The organism is Rhodococcus sp. MS13 (assembly GCF_013277835.1).
In the GTDB taxonomy this organism is placed as follows: domain Bacteria; phylum Actinomycetota; class Actinomycetes; order Mycobacteriales; family Mycobacteriaceae; genus Rhodococcus_F; species Rhodococcus_F erythropolis.
This window is the reverse complement of sequence record NZ_VBTL01000011.1, coordinates 67,807-91,525: the sequence shown is the minus strand read 5'-3', so window position 1 is coordinate 91,525 and position 23,719 is coordinate 67,807. Positions and strand designations below refer to the sequence as shown.

The 23,719-nt window shown below is 60.6% G+C and carries 36 protein-coding genes; 19 read left to right on the top strand and 17 right to left on the bottom strand.

Features of this window, described 5'->3' with window-relative positions; all coding sequences use genetic code 11:
• Nucleotides 1–23: 23 nt before the first annotated feature.
• Nucleotides 24–1,757, bottom strand: coding sequence for a glycosyltransferase family 39 protein (locus FEZ59_RS22180; RefSeq protein ID WP_019747446.1), 1,734 nt, complete (start codon nt 1,755–1,757; stop codon nt 24–26).
• On the bottom strand, nt 1,754–3,715 hold the full coding sequence (locus FEZ59_RS22175; RefSeq protein WP_172933224.1) for a hypothetical protein: 1,962 nt from the start codon (nt 3,713–3,715) through the stop codon (nt 1,754–1,756). Before FEZ59_RS22175 ends, FEZ59_RS22180 begins: the two co-directional genes overlap by 4 nt.
• A gap of 306 nt (nt 3,716–4,021) precedes the next feature.
• On the opposite strand from FEZ59_RS22175, the gene FEZ59_RS22170 reads away from it, so the two are divergent.
• Nucleotides 4,022–4,744 carry a hypothetical protein gene (locus FEZ59_RS22170; protein WP_172933223.1) on the top strand — a complete coding sequence of 241 codons (723 nt, stop codon included), beginning with the start codon at nt 4,022–4,024 and terminating at the stop codon, nt 4,742–4,744.
• 33 nt (nt 4,745–4,777) lie between these two features.
• On the opposite strand, the gene FEZ59_RS22165 is transcribed toward FEZ59_RS22170, so the two are convergent.
• From FEZ59_RS22165 to FEZ59_RS22125, 9 genes are all read right to left on the bottom strand, one after another.
• Nucleotides 4,778–4,975, bottom strand: coding sequence for a CsbD family protein (locus FEZ59_RS22165; RefSeq protein WP_019747449.1), 198 nt, complete (start codon nt 4,973–4,975; stop codon nt 4,778–4,780).
• Nucleotides 4,976–5,075: 100 nt separating this feature from the next.
• Entirely contained in the window at nt 5,076–5,339 is a 264-nt protein-coding gene (locus tag FEZ59_RS22160; RefSeq protein WP_047890188.1) for a GlsB/YeaQ/YmgE family stress response membrane protein, read from the bottom strand.
• A gap of 406 nt (nt 5,340–5,745) precedes the next feature.
• Nucleotides 5,746–6,330 (bottom strand): hypothetical protein, encoded by a 585-nt coding sequence (locus tag FEZ59_RS22155; RefSeq protein ID WP_172933222.1) that lies wholly within the window; start codon nt 6,328–6,330, stop codon nt 5,746–5,748.
• Complete coding sequence (locus FEZ59_RS22150; protein WP_172933221.1) at nt 6,327–6,896, bottom strand: DUF6286 domain-containing protein; 570 nt, start codon at nt 6,894–6,896, stop codon at nt 6,327–6,329. The genes FEZ59_RS22155 and FEZ59_RS22150 overlap by 4 nt, the downstream gene beginning before the upstream one ends.
• A complete protein-coding gene (locus tag FEZ59_RS22145; RefSeq protein WP_019747452.1) occupies nt 6,893–7,285 on the bottom strand; it encodes an Asp23/Gls24 family envelope stress response protein in 393 nt (130 codons plus the stop codon). The genes FEZ59_RS22150 and FEZ59_RS22145 overlap by 4 nt, the downstream gene beginning before the upstream one ends.
• Complete coding sequence (locus FEZ59_RS22140) at nt 7,278–7,457, bottom strand: hypothetical protein (protein WP_003943629.1); 180 nt, start codon at nt 7,455–7,457, stop codon at nt 7,278–7,280. Before FEZ59_RS22140 ends, FEZ59_RS22145 begins: the two co-directional genes overlap by 8 nt.
• Before the next feature lie 38 nt (nt 7,458–7,495).
• Nucleotides 7,496–7,684: a hypothetical protein gene (locus FEZ59_RS22135; RefSeq protein WP_223258031.1), complete on the bottom strand. Its 189-nt coding sequence runs from the start codon at nt 7,682–7,684 to the stop codon at nt 7,496–7,498.
• 70 nt (nt 7,685–7,754) lie between these two features.
• Entirely contained in the window at nt 7,755–8,039 is a 285-nt protein-coding gene (locus tag FEZ59_RS22130) for a hypothetical protein (protein ID WP_021343181.1), read from the bottom strand.
• Nucleotides 8,036–8,500 (bottom strand): Asp23/Gls24 family envelope stress response protein, encoded by a 465-nt coding sequence (locus FEZ59_RS22125; protein ID WP_003943699.1) that lies wholly within the window; start codon nt 8,498–8,500, stop codon nt 8,036–8,038. Before FEZ59_RS22125 ends, FEZ59_RS22130 begins: the two co-directional genes overlap by 4 nt.
• 186 nt (nt 8,501–8,686) lie before the next feature.
• Between FEZ59_RS22125 and FEZ59_RS22120 the strand changes: the two genes are divergently transcribed.
• Both FEZ59_RS22120 and FEZ59_RS22115 read left to right on the top strand, forming a co-directional pair.
• Complete coding sequence (locus FEZ59_RS22120; protein ID WP_020968728.1) at nt 8,687–9,265, top strand: RNA polymerase sigma factor; 579 nt, start codon at nt 8,687–8,689, stop codon at nt 9,263–9,265.
• Nucleotides 9,262–9,753, top strand: coding sequence for a hypothetical protein (locus FEZ59_RS22115; RefSeq protein ID WP_202023085.1), 492 nt, complete (start codon nt 9,262–9,264; stop codon nt 9,751–9,753). The genes FEZ59_RS22120 and FEZ59_RS22115 overlap by 4 nt, the downstream gene beginning before the upstream one ends.
• Nucleotides 9,754–9,973: 220 nt before the next feature.
• Here the strand turns inward: FEZ59_RS22115 and FEZ59_RS22105 are convergent, their stop codons facing one another.
• On the bottom strand, nt 9,974–10,222 hold the full coding sequence (locus FEZ59_RS22105) for a hypothetical protein (RefSeq protein ID WP_019747457.1): 249 nt from the start codon (nt 10,220–10,222) through the stop codon (nt 9,974–9,976).
• A 201-nt stretch (nt 10,223–10,423) separates the two neighbouring features.
• On the opposite strand from FEZ59_RS22105, the gene FEZ59_RS22100 reads away from it, so the two are divergent.
• The 4 genes from FEZ59_RS22100 (at nt 10,424) to FEZ59_RS22085 (ending at nt 13,289) form a co-directional block, all read left to right on the top strand.
• Entirely contained in the window at nt 10,424–10,612 is a 189-nt protein-coding gene (locus FEZ59_RS22100) for a PI-type proteinase (protein ID WP_228117918.1), read from the top strand.
• Nucleotides 10,613–10,871: 259 nt separating this feature from the next.
• On the top strand, nt 10,872–11,291 hold the full coding sequence (locus FEZ59_RS22095; RefSeq protein WP_019747460.1) for an STAS domain-containing protein: 420 nt from the start codon (nt 10,872–10,874) through the stop codon (nt 11,289–11,291).
• Complete coding sequence (locus FEZ59_RS22090; protein WP_019747461.1) at nt 11,288–12,775, top strand: trehalose-6-phosphate synthase; 1,488 nt, start codon at nt 11,288–11,290, stop codon at nt 12,773–12,775. The genes FEZ59_RS22095 and FEZ59_RS22090 overlap by 4 nt, the downstream gene beginning before the upstream one ends.
• 136 nt (nt 12,776–12,911) lie before the next feature.
• Nucleotides 12,912–13,289 (top strand): hypothetical protein, encoded by a 378-nt coding sequence (locus tag FEZ59_RS22085; RefSeq protein ID WP_084325758.1) that lies wholly within the window; start codon nt 12,912–12,914, stop codon nt 13,287–13,289.
• 24 nt (nt 13,290–13,313) lie between these two features.
• Here the strand turns inward: FEZ59_RS22085 and FEZ59_RS22080 are convergent, their stop codons facing one another.
• Nucleotides 13,314–13,616, bottom strand: coding sequence for a MerR family transcriptional regulator (locus tag FEZ59_RS22080; protein ID WP_084325759.1), 303 nt, complete (start codon nt 13,614–13,616; stop codon nt 13,314–13,316).
• Nucleotides 13,617–13,974: 358 nt separating this feature from the next.
• Here FEZ59_RS22080 and FEZ59_RS22075 point away from each other — a divergent pair, with 358 nt between their 5' ends.
• From FEZ59_RS22075 to FEZ59_RS22055, 5 genes are all read left to right on the top strand, one after another.
• A complete protein-coding gene (locus FEZ59_RS22075) occupies nt 13,975–14,133 on the top strand; it encodes a hypothetical protein (RefSeq protein ID WP_003943664.1) in 159 nt (52 codons plus the stop codon).
• Between the two features lie 84 nt (nt 14,134–14,217).
• Nucleotides 14,218–14,763, top strand: coding sequence for a DNA starvation/stationary phase protection protein (locus FEZ59_RS22070; RefSeq protein ID WP_019747464.1), 546 nt, complete (start codon nt 14,218–14,220; stop codon nt 14,761–14,763).
• A 73-nt stretch (nt 14,764–14,836) separates the two neighbouring features.
• Complete coding sequence (locus FEZ59_RS30300) at nt 14,837–14,971, top strand: hypothetical protein (RefSeq protein ID WP_020968725.1); 135 nt, start codon at nt 14,837–14,839, stop codon at nt 14,969–14,971.
• Nucleotides 14,972–15,019: 48 nt separating this feature from the next.
• Nucleotides 15,020–15,691, top strand: a complete 672-nt coding sequence (locus FEZ59_RS22060; protein WP_020968724.1) for an ANTAR domain-containing protein — start codon at nt 15,020–15,022, stop codon at nt 15,689–15,691.
• 184 nt (nt 15,692–15,875) lie between these two features.
• A complete protein-coding gene (locus FEZ59_RS22055) occupies nt 15,876–16,193 on the top strand; it encodes a WhiB family transcriptional regulator (RefSeq protein WP_020906545.1) in 318 nt (105 codons plus the stop codon).
• Between the two features lie 9 nt (nt 16,194–16,202).
• On the opposite strand, the gene FEZ59_RS22050 is transcribed toward FEZ59_RS22055, so the two are convergent.
• Nucleotides 16,203–16,640 (bottom strand): hypothetical protein, encoded by a 438-nt coding sequence (locus FEZ59_RS22050; RefSeq protein ID WP_172933220.1) that lies wholly within the window; start codon nt 16,638–16,640, stop codon nt 16,203–16,205.
• Between the two features lie 236 nt (nt 16,641–16,876).
• On the opposite strand from FEZ59_RS22050, the gene FEZ59_RS22045 reads away from it, so the two are divergent.
• Nucleotides 16,877–17,311 carry an anti-sigma factor gene (locus tag FEZ59_RS22045; protein ID WP_019747468.1) on the top strand — a complete coding sequence of 145 codons (435 nt, stop codon included), beginning with the start codon at nt 16,877–16,879 and terminating at the stop codon, nt 17,309–17,311.
• 95 nt (nt 17,312–17,406) lie between these two features.
• A complete protein-coding gene (locus FEZ59_RS22040; RefSeq protein WP_223258034.1) occupies nt 17,407–18,126 on the top strand; it encodes a SigB/SigF/SigG family RNA polymerase sigma factor in 720 nt (239 codons plus the stop codon).
• 15 nt (nt 18,127–18,141) lie between these two features.
• Here the strand turns inward: FEZ59_RS22040 and FEZ59_RS22035 are convergent, their stop codons facing one another.
• Nucleotides 18,142–18,390, bottom strand: a complete 249-nt coding sequence (locus FEZ59_RS22035) for a hypothetical protein (RefSeq protein WP_020968722.1) — start codon at nt 18,388–18,390, stop codon at nt 18,142–18,144.
• Between the two features lie 317 nt (nt 18,391–18,707).
• Here FEZ59_RS22035 and FEZ59_RS22030 point away from each other — a divergent pair, with 317 nt between their 5' ends.
• From FEZ59_RS22030 to FEZ59_RS22020, 3 genes are all read left to right on the top strand, one after another.
• A complete protein-coding gene (locus FEZ59_RS22030) occupies nt 18,708–19,145 on the top strand; it encodes an STAS domain-containing protein (RefSeq protein ID WP_172933219.1) in 438 nt (145 codons plus the stop codon).
• 86 nt (nt 19,146–19,231) lie between these two features.
• Nucleotides 19,232–20,209, top strand: a complete 978-nt coding sequence (locus FEZ59_RS22025; RefSeq protein ID WP_003943713.1) for a YhjD/YihY/BrkB family envelope integrity protein — start codon at nt 19,232–19,234, stop codon at nt 20,207–20,209.
• A gap of 316 nt (nt 20,210–20,525) precedes the next feature.
• Nucleotides 20,526–20,729 carry a cold-shock protein gene (locus FEZ59_RS22020; RefSeq protein ID WP_003943666.1) on the top strand — a complete coding sequence of 68 codons (204 nt, stop codon included), beginning with the start codon at nt 20,526–20,528 and terminating at the stop codon, nt 20,727–20,729.
• Between the two features lie 128 nt (nt 20,730–20,857).
• On the opposite strand, the gene FEZ59_RS22015 is transcribed toward FEZ59_RS22020, so the two are convergent.
• Nucleotides 20,858–21,097 (bottom strand): CDGSH iron-sulfur domain-containing protein, encoded by a 240-nt coding sequence (locus FEZ59_RS22015; RefSeq protein ID WP_019747472.1) that lies wholly within the window; start codon nt 21,095–21,097, stop codon nt 20,858–20,860.
• On the opposite strand from FEZ59_RS22015, the gene FEZ59_RS22010 reads away from it, so the two are divergent.
• On the top strand, nt 21,098–22,147 hold the full coding sequence (locus FEZ59_RS22010; protein WP_151530597.1) for an iron-containing redox enzyme family protein: 1,050 nt from the start codon (nt 21,098–21,100) through the stop codon (nt 22,145–22,147).
• On the opposite strand, the gene FEZ59_RS22005 is transcribed toward FEZ59_RS22010, so the two are convergent.
• Nucleotides 22,104–22,802: a HemK2/MTQ2 family protein methyltransferase gene (locus tag FEZ59_RS22005; RefSeq protein WP_019747474.1), complete on the bottom strand. Its 699-nt coding sequence runs from the start codon at nt 22,800–22,802 to the stop codon at nt 22,104–22,106. The genes FEZ59_RS22010 and FEZ59_RS22005 overlap by 44 nt on opposite strands.
• 110 nt (nt 22,803–22,912) lie before the next feature.
• Between FEZ59_RS22005 and FEZ59_RS22000 the strand changes: the two genes are divergently transcribed.
• Complete coding sequence (locus FEZ59_RS22000) at nt 22,913–23,680, top strand: GAF and ANTAR domain-containing protein (RefSeq protein WP_070385394.1); 768 nt, start codon at nt 22,913–22,915, stop codon at nt 23,678–23,680.
• The last annotated feature ends 39 nt before the right edge of the window (nt 23,681–23,719 follow it).

Sequence of the window (23,719 nt, the reverse complement as noted above, 5' to 3'; positions counted from 1 at the left end):
ACAATCCTCCCACACGAATTCGCTCATCGACCCGTTTGACGTTCACCGGTCACGCGATACAAACGCCAGGCCGAAGGGTCCATGCCGCCGTCGTTGGGCACCTCGAGCACCAGTGCTCCCACACCGCCGGCACCAGTGTCGTACATCGTCGGATAACGCCGATTGACCGCGTCCGACACACCGCGACCGGTGTTCGGAACCGACAGGATGTACTCGACGTGATGTTCGGCCGGGTTGTTCAGTACGCGCACGAAGTCCGCATCGGAAGGCACGACGAATTGCCGAGGGTTGTTCGACGACGCCACGACGGCATAGCTCTGCACGGTGTCGAGCAGAACCGACCCCTCCGGCAGAGCCAAGTCGTCCAGGTACCTGGCGATGCGACGCTCGGCCGCAAACGTGCGTAGATTCGTCTGCTCCTCCAGGTTCTGGCGGCCCGGAATGATAGCGCTGGCAATGGAATGCTCGAGCACTGCGATCCGCGCACTACCCATCGCGACAAACGTGACCAGCGTCGACCCGACCAGCAAGCACAGGGAGATCACAAGAGGTAGAGACGGTCCCGCCTGCTCGGGGTACGTCGACACCGAGCGCGACGCAGCAGCCCCTGGTCGACGCGTGATGACCGGCGCTCCGCGAGGAGCAATCAGGACGACCAATACGAAACACAGCGGAATGATCGAAATGTAGAAGCGCAGAAGAGGAAACGTCGATCCCATCAGGTAGAGCAACGTCTGCGCTCCGAGGATGGCGCCGAACAGCACAAGAGGCACCACCACTTCGGTGTCGCGCCGCCGAAGTGCGTAGATGACTGCCAGGACCACGAACACCGGGAGCGCCGGCCCGAGTACCGCCATTTCGGTGATCGAGAACGCAAGGCGGGCAACCGGTGAGTCGGTTCCGGCACCAGCCTGTTCCAGGATGGAACTGTTCCCGTACACCGACGAGAACTGTTGGAACGCTTGACCCGTGATGAGCCAACTGGCAAACGACCACAAGGCGAAGGCCAGGAAACCCGGCATCAGCACGACGGCGCCGTCGAGCGCTGCTGCCCAGAGCCGCAAGCCAGGTCCTGCGCCCTCGCCCCGCTCCTCCGCTGTCGGTTGAAAACGAAGCCAACTCACCACGGTCACCAGCACCACCGCGACAAACAGGGGTGCCAATGCGTCGTATCGAGTGAGGTACGCCAGAGCGAACGCGAGGCCCGCACCGATGAGGTCGTGTACGTCGTCGCTGCGCATCCACCGAATCAGTCGACGTGTCGCCCACAGAACGAAGAAGAGGAACGGAGCTTCGCTCATTCCGCTCGCCGCGTACATGACGATCATCGGATTGACAGCGAACAGCACGGTAAGGACGACGGTGACCCATCGCGGACACCCACGGTCGCGGCTGATCCCGCGTATCTGAATCACCGCGCCAGCCATGAAGGCCGCGGACATCACGACCGCAGTGATGTTCCACCGCAGCAGATCCGGCCACCAATGACCCATCAGGCCCATCGGAATCTGGACTGCCGCCGTCAACGGGGTGAACACGAATCCGATCGCCGCGAAGTGCGGATCACGGCTGAGCAGCATCGCCGACACCGCGGCGACACGACTGAGCGAATCGGTGAAGATGAACCCGATACCCGCGTTCATCCATACGCCCAACGCGGTGTAGATCGCGAAGAGCACGACGAACATCCGCCATGGCTTCCGGCCCGGTAGGTCGTGGACCGCGACGGACAGGGCCGGGCGATCGGTGACGGTCACTGTCCGCGACGCCGAGCCACGAGCACACCACCGACGGCAACAGCGATCAGAACCACGGTCCCGAATCCGATCCAGCCGATCGTGACCGCGCTCAGTCCGGTCTCTTCTTCGGCCGAGGTCGCAGTGCCCAACGGGGCGACGTCGACTCCGACGTCGAACGGCTCACCTCCGCGAGGTGCGACCAGTAGATCGCCGGTCAGTTCTGCGAACCGGTCTTTCCCACCTTCCAACCAGTTGAGCAGACCGTCGGCATCGGCCGCATCACCCTCAGACGTCAGCGCCACTACTTCGTTGTGCGAACCCGAAACCACCTGCAAGGCACCGTATTGTCCACCGAATTCCAGACCCTGCAAGCGCAGGAGTCCTTGATCTGCCGTGTCCATGGGTAGAGCCACCGGAGTGGGCAGCGTCCCGTCCGCCGCGATCAACAACGCAGGCAGCGAACTGGTCGCCGCGTCGCCGAACGGGAGCACACGCGGTTGCAGCGGCAGATAGCTCAACCGCTGCATCGCGACAACGAGGCGCTGGGCTCGAACGAGATCTGCAAAATCACCGTGACTCAAACCGACATCGAGTGTGGGCAGCATCGACTGAGGCAATGACTGGAATCCTCCAGGCGTCGGCGGGAATCCGGTAGTGGACGTGATGGTGCTGGCCGGATCGACAGTGAGCGAAGAAGGGCTACTGGTGCCGCACTGGAAGTCGCCGGTCACATCCATCGAGACCTCGAACGTCAAGTCGCGACGCAGGAGTTCGTTCGGAACATCGACGCCGATGTCGAAGCGCCCTGTCTCGTTAACCGTCTGCGAGGCGAGTCGTCTATCCCCGAGTGAGATCGACAGTTCTCCATTACGCGAATTCGGTAGCGGGACATAGGAACCAATCATTCGCACCGAGACATCCTTCATCGGACGCCCCAGTTGCGACTGACTGAACGGGACGTCGACCTCGATGTGATTGAGACCGGAAGTCGTCAGCGTTCCGAGCTTCAGCTCACCGACGGTGATGGCGTCCTGGGAAATCTGGGCAACCGTGTTGTCCGGTGACGCCAGCGCTCTGCTCGCCGCCCAGTAGCCGTCGAAGTTCGCCGCCAAGAGACTGACCTGAGGAACGAGCGTCTTGTCATCCCCTGAAATTCGCAGCACGGGTGAACCATTCGGCGCCGTCGCGAGATCGATGCCGGCGTCCCCGCTGTTACCGAGCACTACAGCTCTCTCGAACAGTCCCGGCTCAGCGGAGGGCAGACTCTGGCCGTTCGGCAGCTGCTCCACCACCACGGCGTCAGGCTGACTTCCGTACTTGTTGACAATCGCTGCACTCAGTTGCAAAGCCGCACTCTGCTGCGCCCCTGACGAACCATCCGTGACGTAGATGGTTGCCTTCCTCAAAATCGGCGGGAAGAAGGTTGCAACAGTTGTGGGCTGCCGCTCTGCACCGTCGTAGGCGACAAAGGCATCCCGGAGCGCGAGGGGCTGGTATCTCGTTCGGTCGTAGCAGCCGTCGTCGACGGGAACTAGGTGAGCGATCATCGACACGGTCACACTACGGTCGACCACTTCGAGACCTTGCAAGGGAACCGAAATCGGTAACCCGGTCCCGGCCTGCCCGGCGTCGAAGTCGACGCGGCTCACCAATCTGCCGTCCGAAGTCACTTCGAGCCAGCCCCTACTGAAGTCGGTCGGGGCGGTCAGGATTCCGGTCACGGCTGTTGCGGTGAGTCCGTCCGGCACCGGCACGGTCACCAACACTGGTGCGTCATCGGAAGAGAACACGATGTCCGTTCCTCGGCCGAGTTCGGTGAAGGAGATCGGAGTTGTGGCTGCGGCGACCACCGAAGTATCTGCGTCGTCCTCGAAATCCTGGGCCGACGCGACACTGCCGAGAGGAAGCAACAAAGTCACCGCGACAGCCACCGGCATTGCCAGCGCGCGCGTCAGCCAGGTTCGAGAGTGGCCCATCAGCGTGTCTCCTCGACATTTCTTGTTTCCGCGCAATCACCAAACACAAATCACGAGTAGCAATCTCGCCAGTTCGCGACGGTCGCAGGTCCGATCGCACCGTTACGGACAAACGAACCATAACGACCAATTTGTGCGTTTGGCTAATTATCCCGACCGGCGAGACTTTTGTTACGGCGCGTCACATGATTAGCAATCGCTGCCGCTGGGAAGCCGAAAGAAACCGTCCGCAAGCCCGTCAACACGCCTGAACGTCCGTCCAGTCTGGGCGCTTCGGGGGGCGGAGAATTCTCAGATAAGGAAGCTGTGACGCTCAATTCGATCATCCCCGCCGGCAAGAGCGCGATCGGAAAGCTGGTCGGCGCACCATTCCACTTCGCATCATCGCTGCGCATGGCCAGGGTTTTTCACCCGCACGGGATCGAGCTGAAGGGAACATTGAAGCCGGCCACCCCATGGTGGCCGGTAACGGAGTCGTCGACGATTACCGTCACCGCTCGAATGTCGAAGGCACTCGGAATTCCGGGAGACCTACCCGACATACTTGGCCTGGCGCTTCGGTTGCACGATGTCGGCGCAGATGAAAACCCGTGGGACATTCTTCTCGCAACATCAGGACTTTCTACCTTCTCGAAAATGTTTCCAGCTCCGGCTTTCTCGTGGAACGGCGCGAGATACAGCACACTGGTCCCTTACTCACGCGCGGGCGGGGCCGCGGCGTGGCTGATCGTGACACCGCGCGGCGTCCACCCGACCGGCACTTCTTTGTCGGCATTGAAAACGGCGGTCGATCATTCCCCTCTGCACTTCTCCGTGTACCTCGCGAGAATTCAACTTCAGTTAATACCGATCGGGCATCTCTGTGTCGACGAGGTCGAGGACCACCCGGATTGCCTCCAGCCGTCCTTCGATCCGGTTCTGAACAGGCCGGCCCACATGCGCATGCTTCCGGAGTGGCTCGCAGAAACGCGCAAGTTCGCGTATCGCGGTAGCCGCAACGGCCGAGGAGACACACAAAAGCGCGGTTGACCGGACATGCCGGTCAACCGCGCCGAAACTCATTCAGCTTGTGAACTTGTCCTTGATATCCGAGACCTTGTCACTGACAGTGTCTCCGGCCTTCTTGACCTTTGCCTCACCCTGATCGGCAACACCTTCGGCAGCCAGATCGTCATTGCCCGTGGCATTTCCGATCTTTTCCTTGGCTTCGCCGATGAGATCCTCAGCGCGGTGCTTTGCCTTGTCGATGAAGTCAGACATGTGTTTCTCCTTCTTGAATTCGGTGTGGATTCGGTCGTGCGTTCGGCCGTGGGATTCGGCCGTGGGATTCAGTCGAACTCGAACTGCGTGGACAAATGTGTCAGCGTTTTCCGGTGACTGCCTTGACCAGGAACAGCAAGATGACGGCGCCGAGGAGGCAAGTGAGGAAGCTGAAGATCCAGCCTGCACCCTCGACATCGACGCCGAAAACTCGAAGCAGGAAACCACCGATCAGGCCGCCGATCACACCGACAACGATGTTGAGGAAGATCCCCTGCTGCGCATCGGTTTTCATGATCTTGCTGCCGATCCAACCCGCTAGTCCACCGATGATGATCCAGGCGATGATTCCGAGTGAGAGCATTGTGACTCCTTGAGGTAAGGGACGGCGCAATGAGAGACTGCCGGTGAAGGGAGAGTTCCGAGCGATCGGCCCGCGCAACTAGACCGTGATCGCGGGTTGTGTTTGCACACAACCGGACTCTCCGCCGCACGACGCGGGGGATCGTGCACTCAGTAGCAGCCACATTGTCTGCTTACCTTTCTATCAGGTGTTCACGACAGAACCAAAATGACTGGCGATTCACCACATACGAGAAACGACACTCACCGACGCGCACATGATCAGCGTCACTACGATCGCGATCGCCATCGAAGTGACGGTCGCAAGGAGCACCGTGACACACAGTGCCACAGCAACATCCATGACTCTGTGCACGATCGGGAGGTCTACCAATACCCGGTCACCGGGAGGCTCAAACCTCGATTGATCAGAGAGTTCTCGGCTCATCGCGTTTCGCGCTTTCCACGGCGATATGAGTTCTGGTCGCGACGGATGGATCACCGACCATCGACTCGACTTGACCCCCCGTGTTAGTGACGCGAGAAATCAACTCGGACAACGTTTCCGATCCGGATACGACGCTACGTCTCAACGTCACTCGCAAATCGATCGTGCGAACTCCACGATCGAGCAACGCTTTTCCTCGGACACGCGACACTTCGTCGAAGTCCTCCAGTGATGCGCTCGCCCCTTCCGCCACCGCACCCAGATCCGCGGTGATGGAATTGTGTGAGTTCGACCCAGGGACCGTGATCTCCTTCACCCGACGCAGCGGCACATGCGCGATCAACCACCGCAACGCGAGGAGGACTAGCAATACTCCCCCAGCTCCGACAGCCCATGGCCACCACGAGTGATCGACAAGATCTTCAGCCCACGGGATCTCGATACGCGCCGGGAAATCCTTGATCGCGTCGAGATTCCACAGGATCGCTGCAACTCCCAGCGCTACCGCGAGCATCCCCACGACGCATGTCGCCACGCGATCCATCGCCGTCGCCGTCCGAGTCATGACAGCGATCCCGTCTGGATACGAACCTTGATTCGCGGCGATGGTGACAGCGACCCGGCCAAGTCCCCCAGCACCGCACGGATTTCCGATTCAGCGGCGGCGGCTCCATCGGGCGTGACCGAGGCCTTCACTTCCAGCTTGCGCCGGGTCGCGTGTGACGAAGCGGATCGAACCTGGGCAAGAGACTCGACGCGAACAGACGCTATCGCCGCTACATCGGCGGGATCGATCCACGTATTCGCGACTCCGACCAAGGCATTGGCAGTCTTTCGGCGCGGTTTGAGTCCGAGGAAGACGAACCCCAGGCCGAGAACGACGGCTGCGATCCCCGCCGGCAACATCCAACCCTGGTACGCGAGCCCGTCCACATATGCGGCAGCACTTGGTATCCACTGCGACCCGGTGATCACGCCGGTATCCACCAGCGCGTCGCGGACGCCGACCACGCCGAGCGCGAGTAGCGCCGCGGCGATGAGGAATCCCGTGACGGCCGATCCGGGCGCCGCAAGGGGAACAGGAGCAGCAGCCCTCGAGGCAGTGGGTGGTGCGACCTTGTCGGCGGTCATCGCACTTTCCTTCCCGCGTCACGCTTGGTCGATGCCGGGAGAACGCTCACGATCGCCACGTCCACGCCGTCTACGTCCAGGCCCGATACAGACTGCAACTGGGTTGTCACGTTCTCTCGCACCGCGGTACCGATGACCGACAAGGATCCGGGCCACTCGATCGCGATATCCACCTTGGCCCGTACCCGCTTGCCGGATACCAGCACTCGCGCCCTCGGCAATTCGCGCCCGGTCAGTTTGTCCATGCCGGCGGCGTGATGGCGCACCCCCGGGGTTCCGCGCGTCGCCTCGAGAACCAACTTCTGCGCGACTCTGTCTCGAATCGTCAGCGTTCCGCGATCGCCCGGCTCACCAAGCACAGACGACTCCGGTCGAGCTGTCTCAGCCACGTCCGCGACCCTTCAGCATCACACCGAGATCGAACTCGCCGTCACGCTGACCACCGACGAGGTATCCGATCACACCGAGAACCAGAGCGATGAGGAATCCGGTGAAACCGCCTGCAGCAGCTGCGACTCCGAGAAGTAGTCCTGCCAGTAGGCCGACAGTCGAGGTGGTCATGTGAATCCTCCGTTGTGGATGATGTTCGATGGTGCCTGTCAGATCTCGGTGTAGGTCTTTGCACCCGGAAACCGAGCGCGCACCCGCGTGTACTGGGCCCGAACGGGTTTGGCTATCTGTCGCATCGTGCCGCGCAGCGACGTGCGCACAACCACACCGATCGGGGATGCGAAGTCCCGGTCGACGCGTTCGAGTGCTCGATTGAGCGCGTCGGCAGATCCGCCCACGTCGGGGTGGTAGTTCCTGATCGCCTCTCGGCGTGCGGATCGTCGATCGGGAACTGAACCCCGAGAGTGCTCAGGCATCGCGTCCACGACCGACTACGTCTTCCACTGTCACGTTCACGGGGCCTGTGACGAGTCCTGAAACCGCTTGGCGGATACGTAAAGCCGTGTCTCGAACGGCGGCGTCGGCGAAGATGCACACATGGATGTCTGTCGACGACTCCGTCACCCGCACGCCGACGACGCGGCGACCGGGGAGGTACGTGCCAACCTCGCCGAACATGCCGGCATGAAGCGAGGCGACCCCAGGTACCCCCGTCACAGCCGCCGCGATGGTGTCAGCGATTTCGGAACTCACTGCACCCGTGCAGTCTTGGGCTCGCCGGTTTCGTCGTCGCTGCCCTCGTCGAGGTGGACGTCGTGAACTGTGATGTTCACCTCGGTCACTTCGAGACCCGTCATCCGTTCGAGCGCCGCAATGACGTTGCGGCGAATGCCGGTGGCCAGATCGGCGAGCGATACGCCGTACTCGGCCACGATGTCGATGTCGACCGCTGCCTGCTTTTCGCCGACCTCGACCGATACTCCCTGGGAGTGGTTGACACTCGCGCCGGGGATCCGCTCGCGCAGTGCCCCGACAACCCGGGACGCTCCGCCGCCGACGTCGTACACACCGCTCACCTCTCGCGTGGCGATACCGGCAATCTTCGAGACAACGGTGTCGGCGATCGACGTCTTTCCTTGAGAGCTCACGAGAGCCGAGTCGTTCGATGATGCAACATCCTTCGTAGATGCTGTCGCAACCTGTGTGCTGACCATTGTCATCTCCTCCTGTTGATCGATCTACCTGTGTAGTCGTCACTCGAAGGCAAAACCGAATGCCCCAGTCAGGTGACGTGCATCACTGACACTTGTTAGTTACTGTCCGTAACATTAAACGCCCCGGCCGGGCGAACAATCTTCGAACGCAGCCGAGTTTTCCGCATTTCCGCGAGAGGAGCGACTGTGGCGTTACCGCACACACAGGGGCTCACCGAAGCACCTGACGGCTTGGACACCGCAACGGTGGACGCTGCGATACTCGGCGACCGAGAAGCATTCGAGTCACTGGTGCACTACTACGGACCTGCACTTCACCGCTATGCGCGTCGAATGCTCGCAGATGAAGGCGACATTCTCGAGGTAGTCCAGGACACCTTCGTGGCCGCGTGGCGCCGACTCGATTCATTTCGTGGCGAATCGTCGATGCGAACATGGCTTTTCGCGATCTGTTCCCGAAAGATCGTGGACAGCTATCGAATCAAGAGAGCGCAACCGATCGACGACAAGCTGCTGGATCCTCTCGTGCCGTCTCCCGAGGCCGGCCCGTTCGACACGACCTCGAACGCCGCGTTCCTGGAGGCACTGGAAGAAGCGTTGGGTGAATTGCCTTATCGCCAGCGTGCGGCCTGGACGCTGCGAGAGGTGGAGATGCTCACGTTCGTTCAAATCGGCAAGATTCTGAGACTCACTCCGGATGCAGTGCGAGGGCATCACCATCGTGCACGGGCTAACCTGAGTGAACGAATGACGAGGTGGCGATGACTGAATCACGAACCGACGCATTGATGGCGCACGCATCCGACGTCCTGCGGAACGCTCCCGAGCCAGGCTGGGATCGAATCAGCGACAAGGTGATCCGGGCGCTACGGTCGACCTCGGCGTCCGGTTGGCCGCTCGACGCACACGCGTCCGAAGGTCCACGTCTAGGCACGGTGTCGGTGAGCGATCACGTACTCCGCACCCATTTGGCCGCCGAGATACGTTCTCGACACCACTGCTCGCCGAGCAGTATCGAGTTCTTCGTCGACGGCCACGAAATACGTTCACTACGTATCGAACTGGCAGCGCCATACGGAGTGGATCTGGCCGAACTGTCGGACCGGGTTCGATTCACCGTCGTCGATGTCGTTCACCTGATCCTCGGCGACATGGACCCACCCGTCTCTGCAGAGAACGTCCACATCGCCGTAGTCGACATCGTGGATGATCTACCTGCCGAGGAGAACACCAAAAGCCACTCCGAGCACTAGGTGTTTGTTCGGCAAGTGTTTGGGAACCCGGCACTCATGACCACTCCCCCACCACCGGATCCGGGCCCCGTCCCCGACCCGGGGTCGCCGACACCACCCGCGCCGGCACCACCCGATCCGCTGAATCCCCCGCCCGTGCCACCGACTCCGACGCCACCGAACCCGTATCCCCCGGATCCGATCCCGCAGATCTGAAGTCAGCTGCCCCGAACTTCAGACTTCAGCCGCCGAGTTCGGCGATCATCTCGCTCAACGATTCTGCGGCGATACGTAGTTCACCTTCGTCGGGGTTGTCGGGCGAGGATGGTAGGCGCTCGGCCAACTGCTCGCGAGTGACAAGCGAGATACCATCGAGGCCGAACCCTTCTTCATCGGGGACGTAGATCTCGATCTCACCCCCAACCGCTACCAATTCCGAATGGGGCCCGCTGCCCAGCAGTGCACGCAGGTGTTCGGTCGTCACGGTCATATGGTTCACGTGAAATCTCCTGCTTCGGTGACAGCTGACTTTGCTGGTATGGCTCGACGTGACGTACTGGCTCGACGTGACGTACTGACTCGACGTGACGTACTGACTCGACGTGACGTACTACCCCTATTGAGTACCCCTCGCGGGTGAGCAAGAAACGACAAGTACATGAACACCAACCTTCAGAGAGACGCAGCCACCATGAGTGAACGAAATTCCACCGACCGCACTGATCAGACGGACGAGCCGCAGACCACCGGCACCGACCACGGTCCCGGAACCGGGGCCGATGCCGCACACAAGGACGTTCAGACCGATCCGTCGGGCGAGCGTACGTGGGCCGACGAGGGTGGAGCCTCGAGTACCGGCCCGGCAACCGACACCGACTGATCGCGCAAGAGCTCAGTCATCGGGACCAAGGTCCCGTGGGCCGACGCTCACGGGTCCTTGAAATCCTTACGGATCTAACGCTTTTCACCTGGGTTTTCGCGATGCGGTAAGGTAGGCACTCAGCACGGTTGAGTACCCAGCCGTTGAAGACGAGCACGGTTCGTGCGTTGCTTCCCGTGCCGTTTCCCGGTTTCGAACGAAACCGTTTCGAACCAGACCGTTCGAACGAACCGTTTCGAGCAATCCGTCAGGAGTTTCGATGAACGAGTTTTCGAGAACTACAGATGAGCGTACGGACAGTCCCCCCACATTCACCACGACGTGTGCGGAAAACATTCAATCACTCGTGGTCAGCGGCGAGATCGACGTCCGGTCCCGAGCTGACTTCGCTGCCTGCGTCGACGACCTGATCGGTGAGCGTCACCCGTTCGTACTCGACTGCTCGGACGTCCAGTTCATCTCCGTCGGAGGTCTTTCCATCATCGAGACTCTGTCGGCCAAGGCACGAAGGCTCGGCGTTCCTTGGACGCTCGTCGCAGCGCACCCCGTCAGGCGCCCGCTGTCTCTTCTGAAGATGGACGCAGACATCGTGTTCACCGACTCGACAGCCGAGGCGGTCACATACCTGTCCTCGACCACCGTGCTGGACGAGACCCTGGCGGAGCCGATGTCGGCGTGAGTACCGATCTCGAAAAGCTCTCCGAATTCGTCGTCGTCGCAAACCGACTACCCGTCGATCTCGAAACCGACGAGGACGGTGGCAAGAACTGGAAGCGAAGTCCGGGTGGACTCGTCACTGCTCTCGAACCCATCCTGCGACAGCGAGACGGCGCTTGGGTCGGCTGGCCGGGCGTCGCGGACGAGAAGGTAGATCCCATAGTGGTTGACGGCCTTCGTCTGTTTCCCGTCGAGCTGACCTCTCAGGACCTCGCCGAGTACTACGAGGGGTTCTCCAACGACACGCTGTGGCCGCTCTACCACGACGTCCTGGTGGCACCGACGTTCGAACGGTCGTGGTGGCACACGTACGTCGCGGTCAACCAGCGGTTCGCCGAGGAAACCGCCCGTTGCGCCGCGGACGGAGCCACCGTCTGGGTGCAGGACTATCAATTGCAACTCGTGCCGGCAATGCTGCGCGAACTGCGCCCGGACCTGACGATCGGGTTCTTCCTTCACATTCCGTTTCCTCCGGTCGAGCTCTTCATGCAGCTTCCGTGGCGCAAGGAGATCGTCAAGGGAATGCTGGGCGCCGATCTGATCGGCTTCCACTTGCCTGGTGGCGCAAACAATTTCCTGTTTTTGGCCCGAAAACTACTCGGACTCAAGACAACGACCGCGGGCGTCGGTGTTCGAAGTGCGCTCGGGCATGTGGATTTCGACTCTCGCGTCGTCAAGGTGGGGGCATTTCCCATCTCCGTCGATTCGGCCGAGCTGGAGCGCCAGTCGAAGAGCGAATCGGTCCTGCGCCGCGCACGCGAATTGAAGGAAGAGCTCGGAAATCCCGAAAAAATCCTGCTGGGAGTCGACCGCCTGGACTACACCAAGGGCATCGACCTGCGGCTGCAAGCCCTCAAGGAACTCCTCGACGAGGGCCGCTTGGATCCGGAGAAGTACACGATGGTGCAGCTCGCCACGCCCAGTCGTGAACGCGTGCAACACTATATCGACCTTCGCAGTGTCATCGAGGAACAGGTGGGCCGCATCAACGGCGACCACAGTCAGATCGGCCGCCCCGTAGTTCACTACCTGTATCAGCCGGTCGACCGCGAAGAACTGATCGCACTGTTCGTCGCTGCCGACGTCATGCTCGTGACGCCGATGCGTGACGGGATGAATCTGGTGGCCAAGGAGTACGTGGCCTGCCGAGGCGACCTCGGAGGCGCTCTCGTTCTCAGCGAGTTCACCGGTGCTGCAATGGAATTACGACAGTCATACCTGGTCAACCCGCACGATTTGGACGGCGTGAAAAATACAATCCTGACCGCAGTTCATCAGGATCCGAAAGAGGGCCGTCGCCGTATGGCTGCGCTGCATCGCCAGGTCATGACGCATGATGTGCATCAGTGGGCCGAGTCGTTCCTGACTGCACTTTCGCCGCCCGAACCGCGCCCGGACAATCAGTTCGTCACGGAGCGCGAGTCTGACTTTGCACGCAACAACTGACCCCGTGGGCTTGCGTCAAGGGTGAGCGGAGACTCGAGCTAGGATTGGTTTCAGTTCATCGTCAAGCAGCGGCTGCGAACTGATCTCCTCAACATAGCCGTGCAATGCTGCATCGGCCCAGAAAGACAGGCCGACCATGCCCCTCACGGTGAAGTACTCCGAAACCTACAACGACGCTCTCATCGCGCTCGCCGCTGCAACTCATCGGCCGGCCAATGTGGTGAACCTGTTCGGCGAGTACGCCATTCGTGTCGATCTCGAATACAACCGTTATCTTCTGGCGACCAATACCGCGGCCGGACTCTCCGACCGACCCGACAACGGAGAATCGTGGCTGGTGCGGTTCTTCCAATCCGAAAACACCGACACACCGGATCGCCTCCTCGCGGAAGCGTCGCATCAATGGTTGGTCGATGCTTTGGACGCCGTGCTCGAACAGATCGAAGCGGCAGGCAACAAGATCTCCGCCGACGCGGACTTCGGCGACCCTACCCGCACCGAAACTCCATCCTGAACGGCATCGTATGGAGCAACGCTACTAGTCACCCTCGTCGGTCAACTGGCTGATTCGAGCCGCTAAGACTGCATTCTCGGCCTCCAGGGACAGAATCAGACGGATACCGACAAGATTGACTCCGTCGTCGATCAGCGCGGTGATTCGTCCGAGCGTATCCAGGTCGGCCTCGCTGTACCGGCGTGTACCGCCATCCGTGCGGGTTGGTGTGAGCAGGCCCCTTCGCTCGTAAAGGCGCAGCGTCTGAGGTCCAACCCCGGAGAGTTCTGACATCACTGAGATCCCGTATACGCCGCGCAGCGCCCGGGTCTGGGATTCCGACGTCACTGGAACCTCCTAGTTCGGTGTCGGCTGTCTCAATCGGCGTCATCCGACCTTAGCATCATCACGCAGTGAATCTGACGCCCAGGACATAGATTCAAGCGTGTCCAGGGCCACTCATGACAAAAATCGTCGAGCCGAGAAGGCATGTAATGGCAGATCAAAGCCGATTTCGGCAAGATCGCACAGGGAGCTTCCCTTAGCCGTCGAATCGAAGTAGCCTTGCCAATTATCTACATCGGCTGATATAGATTTTGTAGCACTTGAAAGCGCCATAACCGGCACTCGAAGGTGTAGAACACCCAGACGTCGGAGTCGGTGGTTCAGCCGACTCCCTCACGGCACACTCTTCACCGGGAGCAAGATGACGACGATCGACATCCCGCCCACACAGGGCGAGAGCACCACCGGCATCGGAATCACTGTTGCAAGCGCGACTTTGACAACCGAAGAGGTCAAGCGCCGAATCGCGATGATGTACGGCGACCCGGTGACAGAGGAGCCAGTAGCACTCGCGCACTGAACCTGACCGACACGCGATCCGATTGACGATGGCGCGAGACCGCCCCGTTCGCGGGCGATCCCCATCAAGACGAGAGGAAAACATATGTCCGAGTTCACCGTACCGGGACTGAGCAGCGCAGACGGTTCGTCCGTCGCCGATATTCTGCAGGAACGCCTCAGCGCCTACAACGACCTTCATCTGACGCTCAAGCACGTCCACTGGAACGTCGTCGGACCCAACTTCATTGGCGTGCACGAGATGATCGACCCACAGGTGGAGCTGGTTCGCGGCTACGCCGATGATGTGGCGGAACGTATCGCGGCACTGGGCAACTCCCCCAAGGGCACAGCGGGAGCGATCGAGCGCGATCGGACTTGGGACGACTACTCCGTCGGCCGCGACGACGCTCGCGCCCATCTGGCTGCGCTCGACCTCGTCTACACCGGGGTCATCACCGACAGCCGCACTGCAATCGACAACGTCGGCAAGATCGATCCGATCACAGAAGACATGCTGATCGGCCAAACGGCACAGTTGGAGAAGTTCCAGTGGTTCGTTCGTGCGCACCTCGAGAACTCCGGCGGCAGCCTCGTACACGAAGGCGCGTCCACCGAGCAGGATGCCGCAAACGAGGCGCGTCAGAACTGACGCTCCGTCCGCGATTTCGGCCGATCGGGGGTCGGCCGAAATCGCGATCCCCACAACAGGAAAGGGCAAGAGCATGTCTGCGGACTCGCGCGGCACGTCGGCACAAACGCGTCGCGAGTATCAGATGTTCGTGTTGCAACAGCGTTTGTTGTTCGGATCGATCGTGGCAGGCACCGCCCTTGGAGTTCTCGCGATCAATTACTTCTGAAATATCAGGGGCCGCAGCCGTCGAAGACAGGACAGAAACGACACAATCATGAGTTCGAGCACTCTCCGCTCGATCGTTCGAAGCGATCGATTTGCGGCAAGCACTTCTTCTCTTCTGCTCGTGGACAGCGATTTCCGTATCCAGGGCGCAAACGACGAATACCTTGCCGTGTCCGGCCGCAGCCTCGATCAGTTGCACGGAGTGGAAGTGTTCGAAGCCTTCCCCGACAATCCCGACGACTCGTTTGCCGACGGAATCTTCTCGTTGACAGCGTCATTCGAGCGCACGATGCACTCCAGAACTCGGGACGCACTGCCGACTCAGCGTTACGACGTGCGCGATGAGCGAGGTAGTGGGCTGTTTGTCACGCGCTATTGGAATACGGTCAATTCCGCCGTCACCGATGATGACGGCAGGGTGATCGGAGTGCTTCATCGTGTGTACGAGGTTCAACGACCCCAGGCTCAGCAGTCCAGTTCAGCGTCAGACGTCCTCACCCGCCTTCGCGCGGAAAACGACGAACTGAGAAGAGCTTTGGATTCTCGGCCCGTGATCGAGCAGGCCAAGGGATTACTGATGGCCGAGCGCGAGTGCTCGGCCGACCAAGCCTTCGACCTTCTGGTCGAGATGTCGCAGGAATGGAACGTCAAGGTGCGCGACATCGCCGGTGGTCTTGTCGCCGCAGCAGAGAGACGTGCCGTCGATCAAAAGAATTCCTGACGACCGGGATTCAAAGGTTGTACGGCTGGGTAATGACCGACCAGAGGTACCCCCGAAATCTTCCCCTCGAGGGAGGAGCCTCGAAGGTCCCGCCGGTTCAGGCCGGCGGGACCGAGCTTTGCCTTAACACCCGACCTGGATCCCCGATCCGAGTCGAGTTCGTCACGCAGCGAAGGGAACGTCCATGTTCATGCGCTCCTACACATCTCCCAGGCCCCTTGCCGACGAGTGGGATTGGCAGCTGTCCGGCACCTGCCGCGACACCGACCCCGCCCTGTTCTACGACGACACGAACGAGCGCGGCTCCAGGCGAGCGAAACGCGAGAGTTCGGCGAAGCTGGTGTGCGCCAGGTGTCCTGTCGTGCAGAGATGCCTCGTGCACGCCATCCAGACCGGGGAACCCCACGGTATCTGGGGCGGCATGACCGCGACCGAACGAGAATCGTTGCGTAAAGGTCGAACTGAACCACTGATCAGTGCCGCTGCGAACTCACCGGAGTAGGTGGCAACCTCAAGGCCTGGCCTCGTGATGTCGTAAACCGTGCGTGCGGCGTCGCTCCTTCATCTCGGCTTCGAAGAGGTGCGGCACTCCGCCGGCCAGCTTGTCACGCACCACCTGTTCGCATTCCCGAAAGAAGGACCAGTAGTTCTCGTCGAACTCCTCGACCAGCTGGAAGGTCCAGCGCCCTTCGACCACGTTCCGGCCCATCAACTCTTTCTCGACCTGATCGGCCAGCTCGTCGTTACCGCTGGTTCGCAGTAGCTCTACGACCTCGTCGAGCATCAGATCTGCATGTCCGATCAGCTGATGGAAGTCGTACAGAGCGCCTCGCGCCCGCTCCACCGTTTCGAGGGCGTTCGACAACACCCCCGCTGCCTTCACCTCGTCGTCCGTGACGCATTCCGGTCGTGCGTGTACGGGGATCTGCCTGTCCGCCTGAGTGCCCATGAAACGGACGTACCCGAACGGGTCACAAATGAAAGATGGGATTCGGTACGAGCGCACCACAGGTGATGTGTCTCACAATTCATCCTCTAGTTCGGGTAAAGAGGATTACTTCGCCGGGCGAAGGGTAATCGAAGGCCATGAATACTTCCGGGGTAGAGATGGCTGGCACGCATGGCCGGTACCGTTCCTTGCCTCGGTCCGCCGGAATTACGCCACATCTACCTACAGGAAGCCCCTTGATTCCTCTGTCGAGTCCGACCGAAGCCGAACTTACTCACGACTCCATTGCCTCGCTCCGCGTCCGAGCGTCGTACTCCCAATTGCCGACTCTGCGCGGAATCACCCGCACGGTTGCCAACAACACCGGATTGGACGTCGACGGGACAGCCGACCTTGCTCTGGCGATGGACGAAGTCGCGAGCATCCTCATCGGCCATGCGATACCGTCCAGCGACTTGACCTGCCGATTCGAGACCTACGGTCGCACTCTTCGGATCGTCGTGTCGGTGATCGCGCACTCCGAAATACCCGACAAGTCCCACAGCTTCGGATGGTTCGTTCTCGAAGCACTGGTCGACTCGGTCCGTTTGGAGCAATCGGAAATCGACGCGGACGGTCACATCACGCTGACGATGACGCTTGAAAAGGGCTTGCTCCAGGAGCGTGCGTGACCGCTGTCCCACCGGACGATACTGTCCCACCGGGCAAGGCTGTACCACCGGACAAGAAGGACCAGTACGAACTAGCTGTCGAATTGTTCGTCTCGATGGCTTCGCTTCCGCCGGATGATCCGACCCGGGAAAAGATCACCAACTCGATCATCGAACTGTGCCTACCGCTCGCCACCCACGTTGCACGTCGCTACCAGGGGCGCGGCCAGCCTTTCGAGGACTTGGAACAAGTTGCGCGCGTGGGGTTGGTACAGGCTGTGCAGCGATTCGACGTAGACAAAGGATCGGATTTCCTGTCGTTCGCAGTCCCCACCGTAATGGGTGAGGTGCGCAAGCATTTTCGCGATCACGGCTGGTCCGTACGCGTACCTCGCAGCCTTCAGGAACGACATCTTGCCCTCAACCGGGCGCTCACGTCGTTGTCGCAGACGCTCGGCCGTGCACCGACGGTAGCGGAACTTGCCACGGAGCTCGACATCGAGCCGGACGAGGTCGAACAGGGGTTGACCGCCGGAAATTCGTATCGAACCACACCGCTCGACACCGCGTCAGCCGGCGACGGGAGCGGACTGACTCTGATCGATACTTTGGGACAGTACGACGAAGCGATCAGTCGGATCGACAATCACGAAACCCTGCGACCCGCGCTCCTTGCACTACCGGAGCGCGAGCGCACGATCGTGGTTCTCAGATTCTTCGGTCATCTCACCCAGTCCCAGATTGCCGAAAAGATCGGCATCTCTCAGATGCATGTATCCAGAATCCTCACTCAGACACTGAAGCAGCTGCGCACCGAGATGGGTGAAATCTTCTGAAGTAGGTCCCCAGGATCAGATGTATTCCTGCGCAAGACGTTCCATCTCGTCTCGGTCAATGAGCCCGGGCTGGCCGATGTCGAGAGCCTCGAGATACTTGTTGGCGAGACGGTAATCGTGCCCCCACCGGCCGTGCTCGCCGTCCTGCTCGGTGCGCTGAACACTGGAACCGGGCGGAACCTCGTCCTGCAGACCGTTGGTCTCCGCGCCGATCAGTGTGTCGAGCTTGGTCGAGATGGCCGTGAGTGCATCGCGGTCGTTCATCTGAAATCCCTTCGTCAGGTGGCGCTGATCCCCAACCACACCGAAGTGTCGAGCCAAAAACATTGCACCGCTTAATGTTCGACTACAAGCCTGGACCGATCCAAGCCCTCGAGCTACACTGAGCGATACCGAGGTTGAGAATACAGCCGGGGCTGAAGCCGCTGGCGCTCGGTTCGCATCAGGACTCTGGATTCAGGTCACAACTTCCTGCGTACATCCATTGGGCTCAATGCTTTCCACACCTGGACTATTCCACTTTCCGTGCCGCCAGGTCGGTCGTCAGCCTTTCGACGAAAAGCACACAGACCGGATCTGCCATGAATCTGAATGAACTCGACCACACAGCGATCGATTTCGTCGATCCCTCAACACAATTGGGTCCGATCGTGGACACACAAGGCTTCGCGGCCTGGCGGATAGCACCCTCGACAATCCTGATCCAGGTCGACGTCGACCTCGATAAACTGTCCGCCCCAGAACTGAGAGAACTTCTCAACTCGTACGCTGCGGAGTGGTCCCGCGTCATTCTCGACCTGTCCAACTCACTGTTCGTCGGTGCGGTCTGCCTCGAACTGTTCGCCGAACTGAACTCCCGTTCACGAGCGCACGACTTCCAGTGGTCCGTCATCGGGTCACACCCGCTTCGACGCTTGCTTCGGGCCGCACGGGCGGAAGAGGAATTTCCGGTCACCAACTCTGTCGAGGGAGCAATGCGCGCGCTCGCCGAAGCAGAAAAGTCACTCGAAGCCTCCTGACGCCAAGCCTGCACCGGCGTCGAGCGCCGCGCGCTCGCAGCGACTAAGGTTCGTCGGGCTGTCCGACGAGCTGAGAGAGACCGAGAATGACAATCGCCAAGCGCCTCGATGCCTTGCAACAGAAGCATCCGGCCCTGGGGTTCCCGATAGCGGTCCTCTACAAGTTCCTCGACGATCAAGGTGTTTATCTCGCCGCGCTGATCGCGTACTACGGCTTCGTCTCACTCTTCCCTCTTCTTCTGTTGCTCTCGACCATTCTCGGCTTCGTGCTCTCTGGCAACCCCGAGCTTCAGCAACAAATCTTGGACTCCGCTCTGCATCAGTTTCCGGTGATCGGTGACGATCTGGGCAATGCGCAACAGATCGGCGGCGGTGTCACAGGGCTGGTGATCGGAATCGTCGGTGGTCTCTACGGTGGCCTCGGTGTCGCTCTGGCTTGCCAGAATGCGATGAACACGGTGTGGTCGGTGCCCCGAAACATGCGACCGGATCCCATCCGCGGGCGTCTTCAAGGGTTACTGCTCCTGGGCACCATCGGTCTCGCGATCTTGGGGACCACCGCTGTCTCCAACATCGGCGGAGCGCTTCATCTGGGCGGTTCGTTCAGCTTCCTGTTGACCCTTGCGGTAGTCGTCTTGAATGCAGGCATCTTCATCGTCGCTTTCCGGCTCACCTGCGCCCGCCCGCTCTCGGTAGCCGATGTGGCGCCTGGAGCGATCGCCGCTGCTGTTCTCTGGCAAGCACTTCAGTCCTTCGGTGCCCTCTACGTGACCTCCGTGGTGCGGGGTGCCTCCACCACCAATGGCGTCTTTGCCATCGTTCTGGGTTTGTTGGCCTTCTTGTTCCTCGCTGCCGCCTCGATCGTCATGTGCGCGGAAATCAACGTCGTGCGAGTCGACAAACTCCATCCGCGGGCGTTGTTGGCTCCGTTTACCGACAACACCGAACTCATCGAAGGCGATCGGCGCACCTTCGCCGATCAAGCAAAAGCCCAACGCGCGGTTCCCCACGAGAACATCCATGTGACGTTCGACGGGCACACCAAACCCGACGATTCGGACTGATCTCGACCCCGATCGAGTTGGGTATTTGGTCCCCTCCTGGGTATCGGGGTGGCATTCTGCGCCGCGAATCCAGATTTAACACAGGTGTTGTCATTTCGCGCTACATCGAAGCGACGAATACATCACAGCAGGTAAACGCGCATAGTTGAACAATCACCTGCTTCCGACGTGGTCCCGGAACGGGACAAACCCGTCAAATACTGCAACTCGCCATGCATGTAATTGGAGACAGAAAAAGAAGAGCATGGCAGGATCAGGTGTGAGACCGGACTCTCGATGGGAGGGCTCGGCTCGATGGATCCAGGAGAATTTGGTTATGGCTCAGGGCAGTGTCAAGTGGTTCAACGGTGAAAAGGGCTTCGGATTCATCGAGCAGGAAGGTGGCGGACCGGATGTGTTCGTTCACTACTCGGAGATCCAGGGCAGCGGCTACAAGTCCCTCGACGAGGGCCAGAAGGTCGAGTTCGAGATCGGACAGGGCCAGAAGGGCCCCCAGGCTCAGAACGTTCGCGCCATCTGAGTTCGATCCCAGTCTGACTTCAGACTGAAAAGGCTGGACGCTGCACCGCACGGTGCCGGCATCCAGCCTTTTCTTGGTTTCAGGGCCGTCTTGGTTTACGGGTCGGGCTCGTTCCGAGTTGGCCCCGGTTACGTCGCTCGCGCCCGCTTCTTCTTGTGGGAGCTGTCGCAGAACGGCGCAATGCCGGTCCGCCCGCATCGACACAAAGCAACCGTAGAGCGCTTGTTCTCTATCGGAGTGCCGTCGTCACGGAGCAACTCGAAGTCACCACGCACCAGCAGCGGGCCGTCCGAGCAGGCGGTTATGGTGGTGTTGTTACCGGCAACACTCGGTGTTTCGGCAGATGACGATTCGGGAAACGCGGTCATATGTCCTCTTCACTTCTCGATTCGGCCACTGGCGTGCCCACTTCCATGCCTGTTCCACAGGCTCGCGGCCCACTGAGCGCCACTCTCGTTTCCATTCTGCGCTCCTCGGCCGATCCGAGGGAGCTTACGGCTGCCGCTGACGCGTACGAGGTTGCACGGTCCATCGACCCCACCTACGACATTCTTCGAGACGACGACGCTCAGTTGACTCTGACGCTCCTCTACGAGCTTCATTTGCAGGGAATCGAGAACGTCTCGGACGCGTGGGAGTGGAATCTGGACCTGCTCGCGGCGAGGTCGCGTCTCGAGACGCATTTCGAGGCCGCCATCGTGGAACTCGTGGGAAAGGTTCCGTCGTCCGGTGACGTCGTAGCCGATTTGTGGGCGATGACGGCTCCCAGTGCAGGCCCCGGTCTGGCGTCCTTTATGGCGAAGGACGCCACAATCGATCAGTTCGCGGAGGTGCTGATTCACCGTTCGCTCAATCAGCTGCGTGAAGCGGATGTGCACACCCTTGGAATTTCGCGCCTCTCCGGTGCCGTCAAAGCAGCCCTCGTCGAAGTGCAGAGCGACGAGTACGGAGGGGGCAGCGCAGAACGAATGCATTCGCGTCTTTTTGCCGACACCATGCGGGCTGTCGGCCTTTCGGACCGCTACGGCCACTACATCGATGCTGTTCCCGCGGTAACCTTGGCGTCGTTGAATGCTCTCTCGCTCTTCGGCTTTCATCGCCGACATCTCGGAGCGCTGGTCGGGCACCTGTGCGCCGTCGAGACCACGTCGGCGCTGCCGAGCAAACGGTACAGTGCCGGCTTGCGCCGACTCGGATTCGGTTCGGACGCGACGCTGTTCTACGACGAGCACGTGGAAGCGGATTCCGTTCACGAACAGATCGCCGTTCGGGAACTTGCCGGCGGTCTTGCTTCTTCGCAGCCGCACCGCACTGATGACATCTTGTTCGGCGCTGCAACGTGCCTCGCGTTCGACGACCTTCTCGGCGATCACCTCACATCGAGTTGGGAGAAGGGCGAGACTTCGTTGCGCGAATGATCACGAGTTGTTCGATTTCCTGACCGGTGGTGATCAACCCTCGTGCCTCGAGCATGGTGCGCCTCTCGCGCATCACGGGCCCGAAGGGAATGTACTTCCGGGCCGAGATCTCCACGGCCATACCGTGTTCCTCGAGTATCGCCTCGGTCTTGTCGACCCCACACAGTACCGACTGCAGAAGAAGTAGTGTGCCGCCGGGGACGAGCACTTCGTGAACGGTGGCCGCGATCCTGTCGATGAGGGCGCGTCCGTCCTTGCCTGCGTCCCAAGCCCGTTCGATTCCAGCGGTAGGTAGATCGTCTGCCAGCGCAGGGACGTACGGCGGGTTGGAGATCACCAGATCGAAGAGTTCGCCGTGTACCGCCTCGGTGAGGTCGCCGCGACGGGAATCGATCAAGGTTCCGTTGAGGATTCCGTTGAGACGAGCATTGGCGCACGCTCGGCGAGATATGTCGACCGCGACGACGTGGCCTGCACCAGCCGCCGATGCCGCGACGGCGAGGGCGCCGGTCCCCGTGCACAGATCCAGGACCCGGCTGCGAGCGGTGAGGTGCTCGAACAGCAACGCATCCGCCAGTAACGACGTGTCGTGTTGCGGTCGATACACACCAGGTAGACGCAGGATCATCATCGGCTCCTCTTTTTCAGGCGACATCGCACATCGCTGCGTGCGGCTACCCAGGAACCTCGGATTTCATGCGAACATCGCAGCATCGACTGCCCGGAACGGTTACATCGTCGCAGATTGCGGAGTAGACCTGAGTCATGACAGGCAATGCGGACGCTCCTCAGGTAGCCGCGGCGTTTGCTTCCGCAGCAGATTCGCTCGACACACTCGCCGAAGCGATTGCCGGACTCCGGTCCAATCTGAACACGGACGAGCATCTCGACTCCATGCTCCAACGTCTGGCCGAGACCGCGGTCAAAGCACTGCCTGACGCCGATGCTGTCAGCGTGACTGTGTTGTCCACCGATGGCCCACGAACTGCTGCGTCCACCGCGGACTACCTTTCCGAGATAGATGACGCCCAGCACTCCGCTGATCGTGGTCCGTGCGTTGACGCCGCGCGCACGGTGTCCTCGGTTCGGGCAAAGGTGGGTGATCACGTCGACGAATGGCCGGAATTCACCGACGAAGCCCGCAAACAAGGCGTCCGGTCCTACTTGTCCGTGCCGATCACCATGGGCGAAGGGAACACCGAACTGCTCGGCGCTTTCAACGTCTACGGATTCGCCTCGACGGAGTTCAAGGCCTTCGACGAAGAGTTGATGAAATTGTTCACCGCCGGTGCGGGCGCGGCGATCGCAGATTCGCGACGCTGGCGTCAAGCACACGAGCACATCGAACAGTTGCACTGCGCCATGGAATCTCGGGCCGAGATCGAACAAGCCAAAGGTGTCCTGATCGCCGTCCACGGCATCGACGCCGAGGAAGCATTCAGCCGTCTTGTGCAGCAATCGCAGAACACCAACGTGAAACTGCACGAGGTTGCCCGGATGCTCATCGATTCGGTGCGCCACCGCCGGTTTTGAAGATTCTTCGGTGCAAAACCCCGTTTTGCACCTTAAAGC